19 protein-coding genes are annotated in these 20,896 nt (G+C 74.6%); 9 read left to right on the top strand and 10 right to left on the bottom strand.

Going from position 1 to position 20,896, the window contains the following annotated elements:
* Positions 1 to 51 precede the first annotated feature (51 nt).
* The 3 genes from ABZ914_RS17720 to ABZ914_RS17710 form a co-directional block, all read right to left on the bottom strand.
* Positions 52 to 504 carry a Rieske (2Fe-2S) protein gene (locus tag ABZ914_RS17720; RefSeq protein ID WP_387017763.1) on the bottom strand — a complete coding sequence of 151 codons (453 nt, stop codon included), beginning with the start codon at positions 502 to 504 and terminating at the stop codon, positions 52 to 54.
* Between the two features lie 84 nt (positions 505 to 588).
* A complete protein-coding gene (gene uvrA, locus ABZ914_RS17715) occupies positions 589 to 3,426 on the bottom strand; it encodes an excinuclease ABC subunit UvrA (protein ID WP_190866264.1) in 2,838 nt (945 codons plus the stop codon).
* Positions 3,427 to 3,635: 209 nt separating this feature from the next.
* Entirely contained in the window at positions 3,636 to 4,196 is a 561-nt protein-coding gene (locus ABZ914_RS17710) for a TetR/AcrR family transcriptional regulator (RefSeq protein ID WP_500194051.1), read from the bottom strand.
* 87 nt (positions 4,197 to 4,283) lie between these two features.
* Here ABZ914_RS17710 and ABZ914_RS17705 point away from each other — a divergent pair, with 87 nt between their 5' ends.
* Positions 4,284 to 4,745, top strand: a complete 462-nt coding sequence (locus ABZ914_RS17705) for a nuclear transport factor 2 family protein (protein ID WP_500194049.1) — start codon at positions 4,284 to 4,286, stop codon at positions 4,743 to 4,745.
* A gap of 13 nt (positions 4,746 to 4,758) precedes the next feature.
* Here the strand turns inward: ABZ914_RS17705 and ABZ914_RS17700 are convergent, their stop codons facing one another.
* Entirely contained in the window at positions 4,759 to 5,553 is a 795-nt protein-coding gene (locus ABZ914_RS17700) for an MBL fold metallo-hydrolase (RefSeq protein ID WP_500194048.1), read from the bottom strand.
* 129 nt (positions 5,554 to 5,682) lie between these two features.
* On the opposite strand from ABZ914_RS17700, the gene ABZ914_RS17695 reads away from it, so the two are divergent.
* Positions 5,683 to 6,432, top strand: coding sequence for a maleylpyruvate isomerase family mycothiol-dependent enzyme (locus ABZ914_RS17695; RefSeq protein WP_500194046.1), 750 nt, complete (start codon positions 5,683 to 5,685; stop codon positions 6,430 to 6,432).
* A 10-nt stretch (positions 6,433 to 6,442) separates the two neighbouring features.
* On the opposite strand, the gene ABZ914_RS17690 is transcribed toward ABZ914_RS17695, so the two are convergent.
* The 3 genes from ABZ914_RS17690 to ABZ914_RS17680 all read right to left on the bottom strand — a co-directional run bounded on the left by ABZ914_RS17690 (position 6,443) and on the right by ABZ914_RS17680 (position 11,721).
* Complete coding sequence (locus ABZ914_RS17690) at positions 6,443 to 7,150, bottom strand: Crp/Fnr family transcriptional regulator (RefSeq protein ID WP_500194044.1); 708 nt, start codon at positions 7,148 to 7,150, stop codon at positions 6,443 to 6,445.
* Positions 7,151 to 7,258: 108 nt separating this feature from the next.
* On the bottom strand, positions 7,259 to 11,233 hold the full coding sequence (locus tag ABZ914_RS17685) for a tetratricopeptide repeat protein (protein WP_500194043.1): 3,975 nt from the start codon (positions 11,231 to 11,233) through the stop codon (positions 7,259 to 7,261).
* Entirely contained in the window at positions 11,230 to 11,721 is a 492-nt protein-coding gene (locus tag ABZ914_RS17680) for a hypothetical protein (RefSeq protein WP_190866252.1), read from the bottom strand. The genes ABZ914_RS17685 and ABZ914_RS17680 overlap by 4 nt, the downstream gene beginning before the upstream one ends.
* Positions 11,722 to 11,939: 218 nt before the next feature.
* Here ABZ914_RS17680 and ABZ914_RS17675 point away from each other — a divergent pair, with 218 nt between their 5' ends.
* The gene (locus ABZ914_RS17675; protein ID WP_190866249.1) at positions 11,940 to 12,605 is read left to right on the top strand and encodes an MBL fold metallo-hydrolase; all 666 of its coding nucleotides are present in this window, start codon (positions 11,940 to 11,942) and stop codon (positions 12,603 to 12,605) included.
* Positions 12,606 to 12,884: 279 nt separating this feature from the next.
* Positions 12,885 to 13,331 carry an ATP-binding protein gene (locus ABZ914_RS17670; RefSeq protein ID WP_500194040.1) on the top strand — a complete coding sequence of 149 codons (447 nt, stop codon included), beginning with the start codon at positions 12,885 to 12,887 and terminating at the stop codon, positions 13,329 to 13,331.
* A 9-nt stretch (positions 13,332 to 13,340) separates the two neighbouring features.
* Here the strand turns inward: ABZ914_RS17670 and ABZ914_RS17665 are convergent, their stop codons facing one another.
* Positions 13,341 to 14,597 (bottom strand): hypothetical protein, encoded by a 1,257-nt coding sequence (locus ABZ914_RS17665; protein WP_500194039.1) that lies wholly within the window; start codon positions 14,595 to 14,597, stop codon positions 13,341 to 13,343.
* Between the two features lie 225 nt (positions 14,598 to 14,822).
* On the opposite strand from ABZ914_RS17665, the gene ABZ914_RS17660 reads away from it, so the two are divergent.
* The 3 genes from ABZ914_RS17660 (at position 14,823) to ABZ914_RS17650 (ending at position 17,503) form a co-directional block, all read left to right on the top strand.
* Complete coding sequence (locus ABZ914_RS17660) at positions 14,823 to 15,908, top strand: S-(hydroxymethyl)mycothiol dehydrogenase (protein WP_190866245.1); 1,086 nt, start codon at positions 14,823 to 14,825, stop codon at positions 15,906 to 15,908.
* Positions 15,908 to 16,552, top strand: a complete 645-nt coding sequence (locus ABZ914_RS17655) for an MBL fold metallo-hydrolase (protein WP_500194037.1) — start codon at positions 15,908 to 15,910, stop codon at positions 16,550 to 16,552. The genes ABZ914_RS17660 and ABZ914_RS17655 overlap by 1 nt, the downstream gene beginning before the upstream one ends.
* Before the next feature lie 207 nt (positions 16,553 to 16,759).
* Positions 16,760 to 17,503, top strand: coding sequence for a hypothetical protein (locus ABZ914_RS17650; RefSeq protein WP_500194035.1), 744 nt, complete (start codon positions 16,760 to 16,762; stop codon positions 17,501 to 17,503).
* A gap of 3 nt (positions 17,504 to 17,506) precedes the next feature.
* On the opposite strand, the gene ABZ914_RS17645 is transcribed toward ABZ914_RS17650, so the two are convergent.
* A complete protein-coding gene (locus ABZ914_RS17645; RefSeq protein ID WP_433154053.1) occupies positions 17,507 to 19,084 on the bottom strand; it encodes an adenylate/guanylate cyclase domain-containing protein in 1,578 nt (525 codons plus the stop codon).
* A 164-nt stretch (positions 19,085 to 19,248) separates the two neighbouring features.
* Between ABZ914_RS17645 and ABZ914_RS17640 the strand changes: the two genes are divergently transcribed.
* The gene (locus ABZ914_RS17640; RefSeq protein WP_387017728.1) at positions 19,249 to 19,587 is read left to right on the top strand and encodes an SPW repeat domain-containing protein; all 339 of its coding nucleotides are present in this window, start codon (positions 19,249 to 19,251) and stop codon (positions 19,585 to 19,587) included.
* Between the two features lie 70 nt (positions 19,588 to 19,657).
* The gene (locus tag ABZ914_RS17635; RefSeq protein ID WP_500194033.1) at positions 19,658 to 20,224 is read left to right on the top strand and encodes a TetR/AcrR family transcriptional regulator; all 567 of its coding nucleotides are present in this window, start codon (positions 19,658 to 19,660) and stop codon (positions 20,222 to 20,224) included.
* Positions 20,225 to 20,258: 34 nt separating this feature from the next.
* Here the strand turns inward: ABZ914_RS17635 and ABZ914_RS17630 are convergent, their stop codons facing one another.
* Entirely contained in the window at positions 20,259 to 20,756 is a 498-nt protein-coding gene (locus ABZ914_RS17630) for a winged helix-turn-helix transcriptional regulator (protein ID WP_500194032.1), read from the bottom strand.
* Positions 20,757 to 20,896 lie beyond the last annotated feature (140 nt).

Genomic DNA, 20,896 nt, shown 5'->3' with positions numbered 1-20,896 from the left:
TCAAATCCGAACCAAAAACGATGATCTCCGGGGGCGTCCGGCCGGGGGCGGTCAGCTGATGACGATGCCGCCGTTCTTCACCTGCACCGGGTACTCCTTCAGCGGGCGGGACGCGGGGCCGTGCGCGACGGAGCCGTCGGCGATCTTGAACTCGCTGCCGTGGCACGGGCACTTGATCACACCGTTGGCCACCTTGTTCACGAGGCAGCCCTGGTGGGTGCAGATCGCGGAGAACGCCTTGAACGCGCCCTGCCGAGGCTGCGTCACGACCACCTTGCTGTCGGCGATCGTCCTGCCGCCGCCCACCGGGATGTCGGCCGCCTTCGCGACCTCCTTGCCGCTGAGGTCCTTCGGCTCCTTGTTCTGGTTCGTCGCGCATCCCGCCGCGAGGAGCGCGGCGCCCGCCGCGCCCGCGCCGTACAGCACCGTCCGGCGGGCGAGCCCCCCTGTCCCGGCGGACCCCGCGTCGTCGCGCGGGGCTCCGGGCGTCACTTCGTTGGTCATGCCCCCATGATCCTGGACGGGCCGCCGCGCCCCGCACCGACCCACCGTGCCGGACCGCGTCGCGATCTGGGCGGGTCGGTCGGGTCAGCCGAGGATCTTGGCGAGGAACTGGCCGGTGTGGCTGCCCTCGACCTTCGCCACGTCCTCCGGGGTGCCGGTGGCGACGACGGTGCCGCCGCGCGACCCGCCCTCCGGGCCCATGTCGACGATCCAGTCCGCGGTCTTGATCACGTCGAGGTTGTGCTCGATCACGATCACCGTGTTGCCCTTGTCGACCAGGCCGTTCAGCACGCCGAGGAGCTTGCGGATGTCCTCGAAGTGCAGGCCGGTGGTCGGCTCGTCCAGCACGTAGATCGTCCGGCCGGTGGAGCGCTTCTGCAGCTCGGCGGCCAGCTTGACGCGCTGCGCCTCGCCGCCCGACAGCGTCGGCGCGGGCTGGCCGAGCCGGACGTAGCCGAGGCCGACCTCGTTCAGGGTGTTCAGGTGCCGGTGGATCGCCTTGATCGGCTCGAAGAACTCGGTGGCCTGCTCGATCGGCATGTCGAGCACCTCGGAGATCGTCTTGCCCTTGTAGTGGACCTCGAGGGTCTCCCGGTTGTAGCGGGCGCCGTGGCACACCTCGCACGGGACGTAGACGTCCGGCAGGAAGTTCATCTCGATCTTGATGGTGCCGTCGCCGGAGCAGTTCTCGCAGCGGCCGCCCTTGACGTTGAAGGAGAACCGGCCCGGCTGGTAGCCGCGCACCTTCGCCTCGGTCGTCTGCGCGAACAGCTTGCGGATGTGGTCGAACACGCCGGTGTAGGTCGCCGGGTTGGAGCGCGGCGTCCGCCCGATCGGCGACTGGTCGACGTGCACGACCTTGTCGAGCTGGTCGACGCCGTTCACCCGCCGGTGCTTGCCGGGGACGGTCTTCGCGCCGTTCAGCTGCTTGGCCAGCGAGTTGTACAGGATGTCGTTGACCAGCGTCGACTTGCCGGACCCGGACACGCCGGTCACCGCGGTCAGCACGCCCAGCGGGAACGCCACGTCCACGTTCCGCAGGTTGTTCTGCTGCGCGCCCTTCACCGTGACCTCGCGGCCCCGGGTGCGCGGGCGGCGGATCTCCGGCACCTCGATCGACCGGCGGCCCGACAGGTACGCGCCCGTCAGCGAGCGCTCGGACTTCAGCAGGTCGTCCACCGTGCCGGACACCACGATCTCGCCGCCGTGCTCGCCGGCGCGCGGGCCGATGTCGACCACCCAGTCCGCGGCGGCGATGGTGTCCTCGTCGTGCTCGACGACGATCAGCGTGTTGCCCATGTCGCGGAGCCGGATCAGCGTCTCCAGCAGCCGGTGGTTGTCGCGCTGGTGCAGGCCGATCGACGGCTCGTCCAGCACGTACAGCACGCCGACGAGGCCGGACCCGATCTGCGTCGCGAGCCGGATGCGCTGCGCCTCGCCGCCCGCCAGCGTCGCGGACGCGCGGTCGAGCGTCAGGTAGTCGAGGCCGACGTCGAGCAGGAACCCGAGCCGGGCGTTGATCTCCTTCAGCACCCGCTCGGCGATGTGCTTCTCGCGCTCGTTCAGCTCCATCGCCAGCAGGAACTTCGCGGCCTCGCCGATCGGCATGGCCGCGACCTCGGCGATCGACATCCCGCCCATGGTGACCGCCAGGACGACCGGCTTCAGCCGGGCGCCCTCGCAGGTCGGGCACGGGATCTCCCGCATGTAGCCCTCGAACCGCTCCCGGCTGGAGTCGCTCTCGGACTCGGCGTGCCGCCGCTGGATGTAGGGGATCACGCCCTCGTAGGCCGTGTAGTACGACCGCGTGCGGCCGTACCGGTTCTTGTACCGGACATGGACCTGGGTCTCGTGCCCGTTGAGGATCGCCTTGCGGGCCTTGGCGGGCAGCTTGTCCCACGGGGTGTTCAGGTCGAAGCCCATGGCGTCGCCCAGCGCGGACAGCAGGCGCAGGAAGTAGTCGCTGACGTGCCCGCCCGACCACGGCTGGATCGCGCCCTCGCCGAGGGTCAGCTCGCCGTCCGGGATGACCAGCTCGGGGTCGACCTCCATGCGGGTGCCGAGACCGGTGCAGTCGGGGCAGGCGCCGTACGGCGAGTTGAACGAGAACGACCGCGGCTCCAACTCCTCGAACGACAGGTCGTCGTACGGGCAGTACAGGTGCTCGGAGTACATCCGGGTGCGGTTCTCGTCGTCCTCGGGCAGGTCGACGAAGTCGAGGACGATCGTGCCGCCCGCGAGGCCGAGCGCGGTCTCCACCGAGTCGGCGAGCCGCTGCCGCGCGGAGTCCTTCACCGACAGCCGGTCGACCACGACGGAGATGTCGTGCTTCTCCTGCTTCTTCAGCTTCGGCGGCTCGTCCAGCCGGATCATCGCGCCGTCCACCAGGGCGCGCGAGTAGCCCTTGGACTGCAGCTCGCGGAACAGCTCGAGGTACTCCCCCTTGCGGCCGCGGATGACCGGCGCGAGCACCTGGAACCGCGTGCCGGGCTCCAGCTCCAGCACCCGGTCGACGATCTGCTGCGGCGCCTGCCGGCTGATCGGCCGGCCGCACTCGGGGCAGTGCGGGTGCCCGATCCGGGCGTAGAGCAGCCGCAGGTAGTCGTAGACCTCGGTGATCGTCCCGACCGTCGACCGGGGGTTCTTGCTGGTCGACTTCTGGTCGATCGACACCGCCGGGGACAGGCCCTCGATGAAGTCGACGTCGGGCTTGTCCATCTGCCCGAGGAACTGCCGGGCGTACGCCGACAGCGACTCGACGTACCGGCGCTGCCCCTCGGCGAAGATCGTGTCGAACGCCAGGCTGGACTTCCCGGACCCCGACAGACCGGTGAACACGATCATGGCGTCCCGCGGCAGGTCGAGCGAGACGTCCTTCAGGTTGTGCTCGCGTGCTCCACGCACGATGAGTCGGTCATGCACGGCGTACTTCCGGTTCCTCTTCTGGGCGCGGTGATGGGGAGAGACAGATCGCTCTCCAGGCTAGCCAGGGGGTCCGACAGAATCCCCCGAGTCATTAACAGCGGCGGTCGCCGCCGCATTTCGTGCCGCGCCCCACCCGTCTCCGGACGGTCCCGGCGGCACCCTCGCACCGTACACGTGTTCGAACACCACCCGCCACCGCAACCCGCCTACCGGGGCCGGAGGGCGTCCTGGACGAGGGCGACGGTGCGGCGCCGCAGGTCGTCGGACCAGCCGCCGGCGACGGCGCCGTGGCCGGCGGCGGTGACGAGGGCCATGACCTCGTCGAGGCGCGCGTCGGCGCGGACCGTCCCGGCGCGCTGGGCGGCCTCCAACAGGGCACCGAAGGCGTTGGCCAGGGCCATGATCTGGTCGCCGGGCTCGATCTCGGTGCCCTCCTCGGCGAGCAGGCCGATGACCGGGCCGATGTTCGCGGAGGCGTCGACGAGGAACGTGAAGTACTCGTAGAAGGCGGTGGCGGGATCGCCGCCGGCGACGAGCGCGTCGGCGCGGTCGACGAGGCGCCCCCGGAGCTCCTTCATGATCGCGGCGAGCAGGTCGCGCTTGGTCGGGAAGTGCCGGAAGACCGTGCCGACGGCGACGCCGGCCCGGGCGGCGACCTCCTCGGTGGAGGCGGCGGCGCCGTGCTCGGTGAACACCTCCTCGGCGGCGGCGAGGATGCGGGCGCGGTTGCGCCGGGCGTCGGCGCGCAGGGGCTTGTCCGGGGTCATCCGTCCGTCCGTTGACAAGATGAGTCGCGACTCATATTTTGCAAGATGAGTTCAGACTCATGTTAGTCCGCTCCGAAGGGATGACGCATGTCCGAGCAGACGCCGCTGTCCGAGCAGACGCCGCTGTCCGAGGAACCGGGGTCCGAGCAGGGCCCGCGGGAGCTGTTCGCCCGCTTCCAGCGGAACGTCCTCGCGGGCGAGGGCGGGTTCGACGAGGAGATGCTCGCCGAGGACGTCGAGATCGAGATGCCGTTCGCGCCCGCGGGCCACGCCAGGCGGATCGAGGGCCGCGCGGCGGTCACGGCCATGGTCCGGCAGGGGCGCGAGGCGCTGCCCGTCGCGTTCGAGGAGTTCCGGGACGTCGTGATCCACGAGACCGCCGACCCGGAGGTGATCGTCGCCGAGTACGCGGTGGTGGCGTCGGTGCCCGGGAGCGGCCGGCGGGCGTCGGCCGCCTTCGCCGTGGTGCTCCGGGCGCGGGACGGCCGCATCTTGCACTGGCGCGAGTACCAGGACCGGGCGGCGATCACCGAGGCGCTCGCCGGGTGACCCGCCGCGCGGCCTACTCGTCGTCCAGCGCGAACGACAGGTAGCGGTCGGCGGAGCGGCGGACGGCGTTCTTGCCGTCGGTGTAGACGATCTTCCGCCACCAGGCGCCGTACACGCGGTCGAACTGGTAGGGCTCCAGCAGCCGCAGGGCCCGGCGGACGGTGCGGGGCCGCTCCGGGATGTGGTTCGGGTAGCTGTACATGAAGCTGACCCAGTCGCGGTCGTTGACGACCGTGAGGATGTCGCCGGAGAACAGGGCGCCCGCGTCCCGCCAGTGCAGGACCTGGCCGCCGTCGAAGTGGACGCCGGCGTTGATCAGGGTGAGGCCGTCGGCCAGCTCGTGGGTGTCGCCCTCCCAGAAGACGACCGCGTCATCGGGGCGGGCGACCCAGCGGCGGTCGGCGTCGTGGATGTACACGGGCGCGTCGAACGCGTGCGCCCATTCGATCATCGAGCCGTAGAAGTGCGGGTGGCTGATCGCGATCGCGCTGACGCCGCCCAGGTCGTCGACCTGGCGGACCAGGTCGTCGTCGAGGTGGGTGACCATGTCCCACAGGACGTTGCCGGACGGGGCGCGCACCAGCAGGGCGCGCTGGCCGATGGCGGTGGACGGCTCGGTGCCGATGCCGACGACGTCCGGCCCCTCCTCCTCGACCCGGCCGCGGTGCCCGGCGGCGCGCAGTTCCTCCAGGCTCGTCCAGCGCTGGCCGTCCCAGCCGACGTACTGGCGCTCGTCCTCGCAGATCGGGCAGTCGGGGCGGGGAGCGCCGTACTGGACGCCGCAGGTGACGCAGATGGGGTACTCCATGATCCACATTGTGGTCCCGGAGCGCCGCCGGAGCGAGGAGGAACGCACCCAGAGGGCCGCCGCGGGCCTTCTGGTGCGGGCGCGGCGGCTGCGCCAGGATGGTGCCTCCGGCAGAGAGCGGGGGGCGCGATGGAGACCTGGCGGCTGGCGATCGACGCGGTGGACGCGGGCGCGGAGCGGGCGGCGGAGCGCATCGCCGGGCTCACCGAGCACGAGCTGCGGGGGCCGTCGGCGCTCCCGGGCTGGACCCGCGGGCACGTCGCGACGCACCTCGCCCGCAACGCCGACTCGCTGTGGAACCTGCTGGAGTGGGCGCGGACGGGCACGAAGATCCCGCAGTACCCGAGCATGGAGGGCCGCGTCGCCGACATCGAGGCGGGCGCGGGCCGCGGCGCGGACGAGCTGGCCGAGGACGTGCGGAAGTCGGCGGCGCGGTTCGCCGAGCAGGTGCGCACGCTGCCGGACGACGCGTGGAACGCTCCCGTCGCGGCGATGGCGGGATGGCCGCACCCGGCCTGGTACACGGTGCTGCGCCGCTGGCACGAGGTGGAGGCGCACCACGTCGACCTCGCCGCCGGGTACGGGCCCGCCGACTGGCCCGAGCCGTACGTGCGGTGGGCGCTGACCGCCACGCTCGCCGACCTGGCCGCGCTGCCGGCCGGGCGGTACGGCGGCCTGGCCGGGTACCGGATCACCGCGACCGACTCCGGGGAGTCCGCCGACCTCGGCTGGACGGCGGGCGGGCCGGAGGCCTCCGGGTCCGGGCGGGCGCTGCTGGGCTGGCTGAGCGGCCGCTCCGACGGCGCCGGCGTGACGGTGCGCCCCGACGGCCCGGTCCCCGTCCCGCCGCCGTGGCCGCACCGGCCGTCCGGGTTCTGACCGGGCCGGGCTAGCCCGGGTCGTCACCGCCGGCCAGGCGGCGCAGCGCGGCCACCGAGCGGACGGTGATCGTCCCGCGGGCGACGGTGAGGCCGCCGCCCAGCGGGTCGGAGGCGAGGAGCTGCGCGACCTTGCGGCGGCCCATCCCCGCCCAGCGGCCGAGATCCTGCTGCGTGACGGGCACCTCGATCCGGACGGCGTCGTCCGGCGCGGCGACACCGCCGGCGCCCTCCTCCTTCAGCGGCGTCCCGAACCGGGCGGCGAGCCGCAGCAGCCGGCCGGCGAGCCGCCGCTCGGCGTCGTCGGGGAAGTGGGCGACGCGCAGCTCGTTGGCGTCGCGGAGCCGCTCGGCGAGGACGGCGGCGACGGCCCATGCCGACCCGGGGTGGGCGTCCAGGACACCGCGGAACCGGTCGGCGGGCAGCACCAGCGCCTCGACGCGGGTGAGCGCCTCGACGTTGGCGTGCCGGACGCCGCCGTCCGCCGCCTCCAGTTCGCCGACGAGGTCGCCGGGCCCGAGGACGTCGAGGATCGCGATGTCGCCGTCCCGGTCCGCCCACACCTTGACCACGCCGGTCCGCAGCACGAAGACCTGCGACGCGCGGGTGTGCTCGCGCGTCAGGAACGCCCCGGGCCGGATCACGGCGGGGGCGCCGGTGCGGCGCAGCGCCTCCCGCGCCGCCCCCGGCAGCGCGTCCCAGAACGGTGCGGGTGCCATCTCGCCCTCCTCGCGCGACCGGCGGGGCTCCCCGCGCCGCGAGGTCCCGCCTCACGGGGCGCCCGAGTCCAGTGAACGCGGCGGTACGCCGATGGACCGCGTAGTTCGTCACATGTCAAGCGACCTGTCCGAGGCGAGCCACTTGTCCAGCGCCCCGATGCGCCGGGCGCAGTCGGCCGCGCCGGCCTCGTCGCCGAGCGCCTTCCGCGACCGCGCCTGCAGTTCGAGCGCGACCCGCCGGCCACCATGATCGTCCATGTCGCGGCGGATCGCGATCTCGGCCTCGAAGTGCTCGCAGGCGGGCGCGTGCTCGCCGAGCAGCTGGCACGCGCGGGCCATGGCGTGCAGCGCGTACGCCTGCTCGCGGGCGTCGCCGACCTCGGTGGCCGCCCGCAGCGCCCGCGCCCCGGTCGCGCGGGCCTCGGCGGCGCGGCCGAGGTCCAGGTGGATGGCGGCGAGGTGGACGAGCGCGGTCGCCTCGCTGTGCCGGTCGCCGACCTCGCCGAGGACGCGCAGCGCCTCCAGCTCCATCTCCAGCGCCTCCTCGGGGCGTCCGCTGCGGCGCAGCACGGCGGCGAAGGTGTCCATGCCGACGCCCATGCCGTACCAGTCGCCGCCGGCCCGCCGGATCCGCAGCGCCTGCCCGGCGGCGCGCTCGGCGTCCTCGGGCAGGCCCAGCCGCAGGTAGGTGCGGGCGAGGCTGCCGAGGGTCCCGGCCATGCCGCTCTGCGCGCCGAGCCCGTGCCACAGGTCGAGCGCCTCCAGGCCGAGGACGAACGCCTCCTGGGGGCGGCCGAGCCGGCGCATGACCACCGACAGGTGCTCCAGGTCGTGCGCCTCGCCGTGCTGGTCGCCGATCTCGCGGCGGATCTCCAGGGCGCGCAGCAGGTGCTCGCGGGCCTCGCGGTAGCGGCCGAGCCGCCAGTGGACGATGCCGATCTGCGCGACGGTCTCCGCCTCGCCGTGCCGGTCGCCGATGTCGCGGTGCAGGCGCAGCGCCTGCCCGCAGTAGGTGAACGCCTCCGGGTACCGGGCGGCGTCGCACGTCAGCATGCCCAGGGTGGCCAGCGCGCGCGCCTCCCCGTGGCGGGCGCCCAGTGCCTGATAGGTCCGCAGCGCCTGCTCGGCGTCCCGCAGCGCCATCTCGCGCAGTCCCAGGGAGGCGTTCATCCGGGCCAGCTCGGTGAGCGCCTGCGCGGCGCCGTGCCCGTCCGCCATGTCCTGGCGGATGTAGAGCGCCTCCAGCGCGTGCGAGACCGCCTCGTGGACGTTCCCGAGGCGGCGGTGCACCTGCGCGATGGTCAGGAGCGTCTCCGCCACGCCGGGCTGGTCGCCGATCCGGCGGCGCACCTTCAGCGCCTCCCCCGCGTGCTCCAGCGCCACCTCGTAGTCCCCGAGCCCGAGACGGGCGCGGGCCAGCGTGTCGTGGTCCTTCGCGAGGCCGCCGCGGTCGTCCATCTCCTGGTGGACGTCCAGCGCCCGGCGCGCGTGCTCGATCGCCGTCAGGTACCGGCCGAGCGACACGTGCACGTCGGCGAGCGCGGCGAGCGCGGCCGCCTCGCCGTAGCGGTCGGGCGGCTCGACGGTCCGGAACGCGCGCCGCGCGTCCTCCCCGTACCCGATCGCCTGGACGGAGCCGCCCGCCTCGAAGTGCGCCACCGCCAGGTTGTGCAGCATGACGGCGGCGGCCGCCCAGTCCTCCTCCGTGCGGGCCGCGTGCAGGCCCGCCTGGTGGACGGCGATGTTGTCTTCGCTGTAGCGGCGGAACTCCTGGAAGTCGAACAGCGCGTCCGCCAGCTCCCAGCAGGTGCGGTGCAGGCCGAGGCGGGCCGCCTGGTGCACGGCGGCGACCAGGTTGCGCCGCTCGGCCTCGAACCACGCCAGCGCCACCGCCCGCCCAGCCCCCGCAGCCGCTCCGGGCGGGGCGGACGAGCGCCCCCGCGCCCCGTCCGGCCACCGGTCCCGGCGGACGGCCGGGCGACGGCGACCGGCCAGTGCGTCCCCCGCCGCGCGCGCTTCGGCGAGGTACCCGGCGAGCAGCCGGCGCTGCGCGGCGAGCCGGTCGCTGTCGGCGTCCTCGGCCAGGCCCCGGTCCCGGGCGAAGTCGCGCAGCAGATCGTGCATCCGGTACCGCCCGGGCGCGACGTCGTGCACGAGGTACGCCTGCCGCAGGCCCTCCAGGCATTCGCGCGCCTCGTCGACCGTCCCGTCCCGCAGCGCGGCGAGCGCGGCCGGGGTGAAGTCGGGGCCAGCGACGAGGCCCAGCACCCGGAACGCCTCCCGGTGGTCGCGGCGCAGGCTGCGGTACGCGACGTCGAACGTCGGGTCGAGCACGCCGCGCAGCCCGGGGCCGGCGGGACCGTGCCCCGGCCCCTCGTGCAGCTCGATGCCTGTCAGCCCGACGCCGCCGGCCTCCGGGCCGACCGGCCGCGCCCCGGCCCGTCCCGGCCCGTCCGGCGGCGGCGCATCGGGCGGCGACCCGTCCGGCGGCGGCCCGTCCGGGGCTCCGGGCAGGGGCATCCCGTAGGACGAGGCGGCCTGCGCGTCGCTTTCGGCCAGCTCCCGGACGGTCCCGGCGATCGACTCTCCGGGGTTCTCCGCCAGTCGGCCCGCCATGACCGACAGCGCCAGCGGGAGATGCCCGCACTCGCGGGCGAGCCGGGCCACCGCCCTGCGCTCCTCGCGGACGCGGGCGTCGGCCGGGCCGAGCACGTTGGAGATGAGGTCCACGGCCTCCTGGGTGACCATCTCCCGGAGTTCCAGGGCGCGGACGTCGGCGCCCTCCAGCAGCGCGGGCAGCCGCCGCCGGCTCGTCACCACCGCCAGCCCGGACGCCATCGCCCCGACCAGCGGCCTGATCTGCTCGGGCCGCGCGGCGTCGTCGAGGATCAGCAGCATCCGCCGGTCGGCGAGCAGCGACCGGCACTGCGCGGCCAGCTCCGCCTCGGTGCTGCGGACCTGGTCGCCGGGGACGCCGGCGGCGCGCAGCACCTGCCCCATCGCCTCCGCGGGCGTGACGGGGCTGCGGGTGGTGCCGCGCAGGTCCGCGAACACCACCCCGTCGGGGAACCGGTCGACGACCCGGTGCGCCCAGTGCAGCGCGAGCGTCGTCTTCCCGACCCCCGCCATCCCCTGGACGATCACGGCGCGCGGCCACTCCGCCTGCGCGACGAGCAGGTCCAGCTTGCCGAGGCTGACCGCCCGGCCGGCGAAGAACGGGTTGTCGGCGGGCAGGCGCACCGGCGGCTTCCCGCGGGCCGCGCCCAGCCCGGCCGGCGTCCGGGCGGCCAGCCCGGACGGCCCGTCCGGCTCCGGGCGGGCCTCCGGGGCGCCCGCCGGTCCGACCTCCGTCTCGATCGCCGGCCACTCGTCGCCCCACGGGCTCGCGGCGCGGCGCAGCTTCTCGGGGTCGAGGACGGTCAGCGGCCGCGGCCGGCGGTCGATGATGCCCTTCTGCCGCCACAGCCGGAACCAGCGCACCAGCGTCTCGCGGGAGATCCCGGCCCAGTTCGCCAGCTCCGCCTGGCTGAGCCGCAGCGGGATCTCCGTCCCCCGCGCGGTGCGCACGCCGAACCGGTGCGCCAGCTCCAGCAGGTGGTAGGCGAGGCGCTGCGGGTGCTCGGCGGCCCGCACCGCGTGGCGCCGCCCGCCGTACCCGACGCTCTCCGACACCGCGTGCATCATCGCCTCGGCGACCTGCGGGTTCGCGGCGAGCAGGCCGCGGAACCTGCGGCGGTCCACGCGCAGCGCCTCGACGTGGTCGAGCGCCGCGACGGTGCCCCGCTCGGGGTGCCCCCACGCCCCGAGCGCGCCGACCAGGTCGCCCGAACCGAACAGGTCGATGATCGACTCGTCGCCCTCGCTGGAGTCGACGAACTCCTTGGCGACGGCGTTGCTCGCCGCGCGCGGCGCCGCCTTGAACACCACCCACACGGACGCGGCGGTCACCCCCTGGTGGCAGAGCGTCCCGCCGGGCGGGATGGTGGTGCGCCGCCCCATCGCCCGCAGCGCCTGCCGGTCGTCCGGGCCGAGCCGCTCCCAGAAGCTGCCCGGCCGGACGTCGTGGTCGATCACCCCGGTCACCCGCCCGCCATCGCCGTCGCCAGCCACCAGAACAGGAACAGCACGGCGGTCGCCGCCGACCAGGCGACCGCCAGCCACGACAGCTCGCCGCAGCGGTGCGCCGCCCCCAGCAGCCGGCGCAGCTCGGCGTCGCGGACCCGGGCGTCCAGCGCGGCCGCGGAGCCGAACGGCGTCCACGGCGCGGACGGGTCGACCGGCGCGCCGGTGCGGCCGCGGACCTCGCCGAGCACCGACACCAGGGTGCGCCGGGACCGCACCGTGTACCCGGCCGAGACCGCGAACGCGCCGGCCAGCACCGGCAGCAGGGCGAGCGCGACGGCGCCGGGGAGCCCGGCGGCCAGCCGGCTCACGGTGCCGACCAGCACCAGGGCGAGGAACACGGCGGCGATCGCGGCGTCGCGGCCGCAGAGCCGGACCAGCGCGCACGCGTGGCCGAGCAGTTCCTCCGGACGTTCCCGGTCCGGACCGGGACGGAATGCGGTGATCAACGCGGCACCGTCCTCACGGGTCGATCCTGATCTTCCAATGCCCATGGTCGGACGGCAAGGCGGAAACGTCCGTCGCCGAGCGCACGGTTCGGCTGAGTCCCGTGACTCATCCGGCCCGGGCGCACCCGGCGGCGGCCGATGGGGGAAGATGGTCTGCGCGCACCACGACCCGGGGCGCACCACCGACGGCGCGTACTGCCGATGGGAGAATCTCGCCCATGACCTACACGGGGAACGTCGAGGCGGGCGGCCGCCCCGACGTCCGGGAGCTGCCGGGCCTGACGGTCACCAAGGTGGCGGTCGGGCCGTACGACAACAACGCCTACATCCTGCGCTGCACCGCGACCGGCGAGCAGCTGCTCATCGACGCGGCCAACGAGGCGCCGCGGCTGCTGGAGCTGATCGGCGACGGGCCGCTCGCGCGGATCGTCACCACCCACCGCCACGAGGACCACTGGACGGCGCTGAGCGAGGTCGTGCGGGCCACGGGCGCGCCGGTCGTCGCGCACCCGCACGACGCGGAGGCGCTGCCCGAGCCGGTCTCCGAGCCGGTCGAGAACGGCGGCACCGTCCGCGTCGGGCGGGCGGCGCTGGAGGTCATCCACCTGCGCGGCCACACGCCCGGCTCGATCGCGCTGCTGTACGACGCGGGCGGCGAGCTGGCCGACCGCCCGCACCTGTTCACCGGCGACAGCCTGTTCCCGGGCGGCGTCGGCAACACCTGGGGCGACCCGACGCTGTTCAAGCAGCTGTTCGCGGACGTCGAGGAGCGGGTCTTCGACCGGCTCCCGGACGCCACCTGGTTCTACCCGGGCCACGGCAAGGACTCCACGCTCGGCCGGGAGCGCCCGTCGCTGCCCGAGTGGCGCTCGCGCGGCTGGTGACCGCGCCCTCCTGAAGGTCCGCCGGGACGCGCGCGGCGCGCCCCGGCGCGCCGCTATGCGCCGGCCGCCGGAACCAGTGGTGCGGGGTGTTCGTTCTGACGACCACATCCGCACCGATCCGGGGGCCGAGACCAGGAGCGCATCATCGACGACACGGAACCGGGCACCGCCCTGCGCTACCCGCGGGGCTCGCTGGTACTGCTCGCCGGGCTCCCGGGGGCGGGCAAGAGCACCCTGCTGAACCGGCTGTACGGGCTGACGGGCGAGGAGACCGCGCCGGTGCCCGCCGGCGACGTCCGGATCATCGACTCGCGGCAGTCCCGCAACTGGTGGGCGCGCTTCCTGCGCCCGCTGCCGGTGCGGCTGCGCACCCCGCTCGTCCACGTCACCCACGTGTGGCGGATCGGGCGGGCGGTGCTGGCCGGCCACGGGGTCGTCGCCCACACGCGCGGCACCTGGCCGCACATCCTGTACTGCTTCGCCTGGCTGGCGCGCCGCCGGGGCGGCCGGCTGCACCTGATCCTCATCGACGTCGACCCGGCCACGGCGCGGGCCGGGCAGTTCGCGCGCGGGCGCGCCGTCACCGGCGCCACGTTCGCGCGGCACTGCCGGCGCTGGGTGCCGCTCATCGAGCGGGCCCGCGGCGGCGCCCTCCCGCCCGCGGCCGGGGTGACCGTGCTGGACCGGGAGGCCGCCGACCGGCTCCGGACGATCCGGTTCGGCTGAGCGCGCCGCTCAGCGGAGCCCGCTGAACCAGCGGACGGCGAGGGCGGTGCCCGCGATGTTCGACCCGAGGTGCCGGGAGCCGCCGTAGACCTCGTCGCCGACGTCGACGACCGGCACGTCGGCGCCCCGGGCGCGGAACGCGGCGGCGCAGTGGTCGGTGTTCGCGGTCGCCGCCTGGTCGTCGTTGGTGATCTTGTAGAGCCGGACCGGGACGCGCGGGGTCCACGCCGTGCAGACCTCGCCGTCCACCCGCAGGGCCTCGGCGAACGTCCCGGACGGGTGGCGCAGCACCTCGAAGCCGCGCGGCGTGAGCAGCTCGTCGAGGGTGCCCGGCAGCCCCTTCAGCATGACCTGGCCGGGCGTGGTGCCGTCGAAGTACTTCTCGACGCGGCTCGCGTACGGCTGCTTGAAGACGTCGGACGGCTGCCCGTAGACGCCCCCGTGGGTCCGGTTCCACGAGGTGAGCAGGTAGGAGATGTACGCGACGGACATCTTCGGGTCGAGCTCGCCGCCCAGGAGCGCGGGCAGCTCGGCGCCCGCGAAGTCGTACCCGCCGCTGATCGGCGCGACGGCGCCGAGCCGGAAGTGCGGGTCCGCGCCGTCCTGCAGCGCCCTGGCGAGCCCCAGCGCGGACGAGGCGCCCTGCGAGAACCCCGTGACGAGGACCCGGCCGTCCAGGGCCCGGTGCTCGCGCGAGGTGAACTGCCGGGCGGCGCGGAGCATGTCCAGCGCCGCCGACGTCTCGGTCGGCACGTCCTTCCACGGGTGGACGCCCGGTCCCTCACCCAGGCCGAGGTAGTCGGGCGCCGCGGCGGCGAACCCCGCGGCGCCATAGGTGACGGCCGGCCCCGGGCCCCACACGTCCTGCGCCATCGACGGCGCGTCCGCGATGTAGCTGGTGGTGCCGTGCGTGTAGGAGACCGTGCGCAGCTTCCGCTCGCCGTTGCGCGGGAGCACGAACAGGCCGCTGGCGACGGTCGCGCGGCCGCGCGCGTCGACCGTCCGGTAGATGAGGCGGTAGGAGTCCACGCCGTACCGGACGGACGAGGCGTCGAAGACCTCGGTCGCCAGCCAGGCGCGCACCTCGTCCGCGGACCTGGTGCCGAGGTAGCGCGCGGAGATCAGCTGCCCGCGCGCGGCGGCCTGCTCGTGGGTCGCGGCCGGGCGGTCCTTCGTCCCCTCCCCGGCCAGGGCGGGCACGGCGCCGGCGGCGATGATCGCGGCACCGGCGGCGCCGGCGGCGGCGATCCTCAGACGGCGGGTCATGGCGGTCCTCTTTCAGCTGGGGGAACGGACGGCCACCAGCCTCCGGCGCGGGCGCCCGGACGGGCATCGCGCCGAGTGGTGATCTTCCATCCGGTACCTCGGGGGGCGGCGGCCTCCCTCCGGCGGGGGTGCCCGGAACTTCCGTCCGGCAGAAGACCCGCGGAGAGGCCGTGGCCGGGGTCTATAGGGTCGGAGCAAGGACCGAACACGACGAGAGGCGGCAGTATGGCGCAGCAGGTACGCGGGGTCGTCGCACCCGGACGGGGCGAGCCGGTGCGGATCGAGACGATCACCGTTCCCGACCCGGGTCCGGGCGAGGCGGTCGTCCAGGTGCAGGCGTGCGGGGTGTGCCACACCGACCTGCACTACCGCGAGGGCGGCATCAACGACGAGTTCCCGTTCCTGCTGGGGCATGAGGCCGCGGGCGTGGTGGAGTCGGTCGGCGAGGGCGTCACCGAGGTGGCGCCCGGCGACTTCGTCATCCTGAACTGGCGCGCGGTGTGCGGGCAGTGCCGGGCGTGCCTGCGGGGCCGCCCGTGGTACTGCTTCAACACCCATAACGCCGCCCAGAAGATGACCCTTGAGGACGGGACGGAGCTGTCGCCCGCGCTGGGCATCGGCGCGTTCGCCGACAAGACGCTGGTGGCCGCGGGGCAGTGCACCAAGGTCGACCCGGCCGCCAAGGCGGAGGTGGCGGGGCTGCTGGGCTGCGGGGTGATGGCGGGCCTCGGCGCGGCGATCAACACCGGGAACGTGGGGCGCGGGGACTCGGTCGCGGTCATCGGGTGCGGCGGGGTCGGCGCGGCTGCGGTGCTGGGCGCGCGGCTGGCCGGCGCGGCGAAGATCATCGCGATCGACCTGGACGAGCGCAAGCTCGCCACCGCGTCCTCGCTCGGGGCGACCCACACCGTCCACGCCAAGGGCACCGACGTGGTCGAGGCCGTGCAGGAGCTGACCGGCGGGTTCGGCGCGGACGTCGTCATCGACGCGGTCGGCCGCCCGGAGACCTACAAGCAGGCCTTCTACGCCCGCGACCTGGCCGGAACGGTCGTGCTGGTGGGCGTGCCGACGCCGGAGATGAAGCTGGAGCTGCCGCTGCTGGACGTGTTCGGCCGCGGCGGATCGCTGAAGTCGTCCTGGTACGGCGACTGCCTGCCGTCCCGCGACTTCCCCATGCTCATCGACCTGTACCTGCAGGGCCGCCTCGACCTGGACGCGTTCGTGTCCGAGACGATCGCGCTCGACGGCGTCGAGGCCGCGTTCGAGAAGATGCACCACGGCGACGTGCTGCGCTCGGTGGTGGTCCTCTGATGGCCCCGACTTCGCCACGGGCGCGCATCGACCACGTCGTGACGTCGGGGACGTTCTCCCTGGACGGCGGGACATGGGAGGTCGACAACAACGTCTGGATCGTCGGCGACGACAGCGAGGCGATCGTCATCGACGCCGCGCACGACGCCGACGCGATCGCGGCGGCGGTCGGCGACCGGCGGCTGGTGGCGATCGTGTCCACGCACGGCCACGACGACCACATCGACGCGGCTCCCGCCCTCTCCGCCCGCACCGGCGCGCCCGTCCTGCTGCACCCGGACGACCTGATGCTGTGGAAGCAGAAGCACCCGGACAGGAGCCCCGACGGCGAGCTGTCCGACGGGCAGGTCATCACGGTCGCGGGCACCGGCCTGACCGTCCTGCACACGCCCGGGCACAGCCCCGGCGCGGTCTGCCTGCACGCCCCGGACCTCGGCACCGTGTTCTCCGGCGACACGCTGTTCAGCGGCGGGCCGGGCGCGACCGGCCGGTCCTTCTCCGACTTCCCGACGATCATCGACTCGATCCGGGAGCGGCTGCTCACGCTCCCGCCGGAGACGGTCGTGCGGACCGGCCACGGCGACTCCACCACCATCGGCGGCGAGGCGCCGCACCTCGACGAATGGATCGCACGAGGCCACTGATCCAGGCCCGCAGGCGATACGGGCGGCGATCCCCGGATGCGGGGGTCGCCGCCTTCCACGTCGCCGCCTTCCGCGTCGCCGCCGCGTCCGTGCTGCTCCTGGCCGGATTCTCGCTCCCGGGCCGCCCGGCCGCCGCGTCCGGGATATCGTCGCCCGTGGCGGACGAGCCGGAGCGCACGCGCGCGGACCGGAGGTGAGGGGGCGCTGATGCGGCCGAGGGCATCGCTCGCCGCCGCGCTGGCGCTGTGCGGTGCCCTGGCCGGGTGCGGCCGGGCGTCCGGGAGCTCCACGGGCGCGCTGGACGTCCCCCCGCCCACCGCGACCGGCGCGTCCTCCCCCGCCACTTCCCCCGCCGCCTCGCCGGACGTGTCGCCGGAGGCCGACCGGGTGGCACCGCTCGGCAGGCCCGGCGCGTGGCGGATCACCACCTACTACACGGCCGTCGAGAGCCTCCACAAGGGACGCCCCAAGGCCGTCAAGGGCTGCCCCGAGCTGCACTGCTCGCACGGCAGGACGCCGCTCGGCTCCTACCCGGAGGACTTCCTCGCGGTGATCCAGGAGGAGGGCAGCGGGCGGATCACGTCGGGACCGCGGCGCGGCCGGTACCTCAACTGGTCGCACAGCGTCGGCTACTGGCTGGACGACACGACCCGCGACTCCGCCGGCCGCCCGCTGCGGCCGTGGTCGTCCGCCGCCGCCGACAGGTCGGTGCTCGCGCGCGGGCAGCGGTTCGCGATCGTCGACTGCGGCAGGGACGGCAGCGGGCACCGCATCGAGGCGGCGGTGTGCGCGGCGTTCCGGAAGGCGCGCTGGACGGTCACCGACCTGTTCCGCCCCGGCTACGGCGGCGAGAACCACGCCGACGTGTACATCGGCGAGGAGACCGGCCCCGGCTTCACCGACTCGCCGTTCTACACGACGCTGAGCGGCGCCACCCTCGGCCCGTCCTGAGCCCTACGCGGGACGCGGCGAGGCGAGCCGCGTCGCCTGGGTGCGGCCCCGGAGGGTGACCTCCTCGCCGAGCTCCCACTGCGCCGCCTCCTCGGGATCCGCCGCGGCGACCAGGGAGCCGGACGCGAGGACGCGCGCCTCGGTCGACTTGGCGAGGTCGGTCAGCCGGGCCGCCTCGTTCACCGGGTCGCCGATCACCGTGTACTCGAACCGCTCCTCGGCGCCGATGTGCCCCGCGACGGCCTCGCCCGCCGACACCCCGACCCCCGCGCGCAGTTCCGGCACCTCCTCGCGCAGGCGCCGGGCCAGCTCCCGGGCGGCGGCCAGGGCGCGGCCGTGCATGCCGTCGAGCGCCAGCGGGGCGCCGAACACCGCGAGCGCGGCGTCCCCCTCGAACTTGTTGATCCAGCCGCCGTGCGCGCCGACCACCTTCACCACCACGGCGAAGAACGCGTTCAGCAGCCCGACGACCTCGGCGGGCGGCCGGTCGGCGGCGAGCCGGGTGGAGCCGGCGATGTCCACGAAGAGCACCGCGACCTCGCGGGTCTCGCCGCCGAGGTCGATGCCGCGCTCGAGCGCGACGCGCGCCACGTCCTCGCCGACCTGCCGGCCGAACAGGTCCTGGAGCCGGGCGTGCTCGCGCAGCCCCGCCGCCATGTGGTTGAACCCGGCCTGCAGCAGCCCGACCTCGCTGGCGTCGTAGACGGGCACCTCCACGTCCAGGTCGCCGCGCTCCACCCGGGCCAGCCCGAGCCGCACCGACTCGACCGGGTCGGCGATCGCGCGCGCCGCGCCGTAGGTGACGGCGAGGCCGATGACCAGCGCGGTGCCGCCGAGCGCGAGGACCGCCAGTGCGAAGTCCCGCACGGTGATCTTCGCGATCACGAACGAGCCGACGGCGAGGGTGATCAGCCCGAGGATCGGCACCGCCGTGCCGAGCCCCCACGCCAGCACCGAGCGGGCCACCACGCCCGGCAGCCCGGTGCGGCGCGGCATCTCGCTGCGCAGCGCCGTCGTCACCGCGCGCCGCAGCAGCCGCTCCGTCAGCAGGTAGACGATGGTGCAGGTGGTCAGGCCGCCGAGCAGGCTGGTGAGGCCGAGCTTGACGGCCAGCAGCGTGGAGAACGGCGCGTTGATCACCACCCAGCCGACCGTGCCGATCCCCCACAGCGTCAGGTGCAGCGCCATCAGCCGCAGCGGCCCGTACAGCAGCAGCGACCGCTCGTGCCGGTCCGGCTCGTCGTGCCGCTCCACCAGCCGCCGGACGCGCCGGAAGAACCGCTCGCCGAGGACGAGCCCGGCGGGCACCGCCGCGACGACGTAGGCCGTGAACACCGCGAGGTTGATCGTCTGGAGCCGGTCGGAGACGCGGCCCACCGGGTCGGGCACCACGACCGCGAACGCCAGCACGACCAGCGCGCCGCCCAGGTTCGCCAGGCCGGTCGCGATCGTCACCAGGATCCTGGCGCGGCGCGCGATGGCGGCGCGGGAGTCGTCCGGCCGGCCGTCGATCAGCCGCCACAGGGGGCCGAGCAGGGGGCGCCCGGCCCGCGGGGCGGGTCCGGGCGGTTCGGTCTCCATGAGCGTGCAGGGTATCCGCTGCCGGGCACCTCACTCCCCGTCCCGCCGGCATTACCCCGGGGCCGTACTACCGGCTCCGGCGCGGAAGGTTGACCGGTCGGTCAATCAGGAATCACTGAAGTGGACAAAGAGGTCCAAAGGTGATCGTCCCGGAGGAGCGACGGATGGACAGGTTCGCATGGCAGGACGGGGTGGCCTTCGTGGCCGGCCTCGTCGTCCTGGTGGCCCCCGAGCTGTGGGGGGACAACGCGGGCGAGCAGCCGCTCATGGTGCTCGGCGCGCTGCTGATGACGGCCGGCCTGTGGGCGCTGCTCGGCGGCCAGGGCGTCCCGTCGTGGGCGGCGACGGCGTTCGCGCTGCTGATCTTCGTGGCGCCGTGGGCGTTCGGCTTCACCGGCGCGCACGCCTCCGCGTGGACGGCATGGATCGCGGGCGGCGCGGCGGCTATCGTCGGCCTGTGGGGAGCCACCCAGGCGCACGGCGGCAAGCCCGCCGCGGCCTGATCGAGATCCCGCGACGGCCTCGGGCGCACCGCGCCCCGGGGCCGCACGGGCCTGCGGGGGGGCGGTGCCGATGGGCGTGCGGCGGACCGGCGCGGCGGCGGACTCGCGCACCCGCATCCTGGACGCGGCGGAGGCGCTGTTCGCCGACCGCGGCTACGAGGCCAGCTCGACGGCGCGCATAGCGAGCCGCGCCCAGGTGCCCAAGGGCCTGGTCTTCCACTACTTCCCGCAGAAGATCGACGTGCTCGTCGCGCTGGTCGACGAGCGGACCTTCGTGGAGGACCCGGCGGACGAGCCCGCCGAGGCCGTCCCCGGCGACCCGGCCGGGACCCTGTCGCGGCTGGCCGGGCGGCTCCCGCTGCACGCCTCGCCCGCGATGCGCCGCATCCTGTTCCGCGAGGCCGACACGCACCGCTCCGTCCGCGACCGGCTGGGACACCTTAACCGGGTGCTGTTCCTACGCGCCCGCCGCGCTCTGGAGATCGCGCTGCCCGGCGCCCGCGGCGACCAGGCCCGCCTGGAGGCCGCCGCCGCCACCTTCGCCGCCGTGCTGATCTACCAGGAGAACCTCGCCGGCCTCACCGGCCAGCATCTCGACCCCGAAGCCGTCGCGGACCTCATCACGCGTGCTTTCTAGCAGCGCCCTCGGCGCGAGGGGGCTCGCCGCGCGGTCAGGCCGGCCTCAGCGGCTCCAGGAGGCGGTGGGGGGTGCGGAGGAGGCGGCTGACGGGGTCGTCGCGGTGGCGCGCGCCGGGGCCGGCGTGGATCTCCATGTCCTCCAGCGCGACCCGGTGGCCGCAGGCGGGGCAGACGCCATCGGTGCCGACCCGGCCGCCGCAGCCGGCGTGGACGAACAGCCGGCACGGCTCGGCGGACAGGTGCTCCTCGCCCCACCGGGCGAGCGTGTGCACGACCGGCCACAGCTCCTTGCCCATGTCCGTCAGCACGTAGTCGTGGCCGTCCTTGGCCAGCACGCCGGACTCGACGAGCGCCTGGAGGCGGGCGGACAGCACGGCGCGCGGGACGTCCAGATGGGCGAGGAAGTCGCTGAACCTGCGGACGCCGTAGAAGGCGTCCCGGACGATCAGCAGCGTCCACCGCTCGCCGACGACCTCCAGCGCGCGGGCCAGCGAGCAGTCCTGGGCCGCGTAGTCCTTGCCGAGTGCCATGGCCTTACAGTACCGCCCCATCGGTTCAATGAACGAACCGGACATGCTACGGTCTCCCCACTGAGTTCATTGACTGAACCGATGGGGGCTCCCATGACGACTCTGGCGACACCGCGCGCCGGGCGGCACGCGGCGGGCAC

Source organism: Spirillospora sp. NPDC046719, from assembly GCF_040645715.1.
Lineage (GTDB): Bacteria > Actinomycetota > Actinomycetes > Streptosporangiales > Streptosporangiaceae > Spirillospora.
Note: the sequence above shows the minus strand (reverse complement) of the source record. Positions and strands in the feature narration are given on the sequence as shown.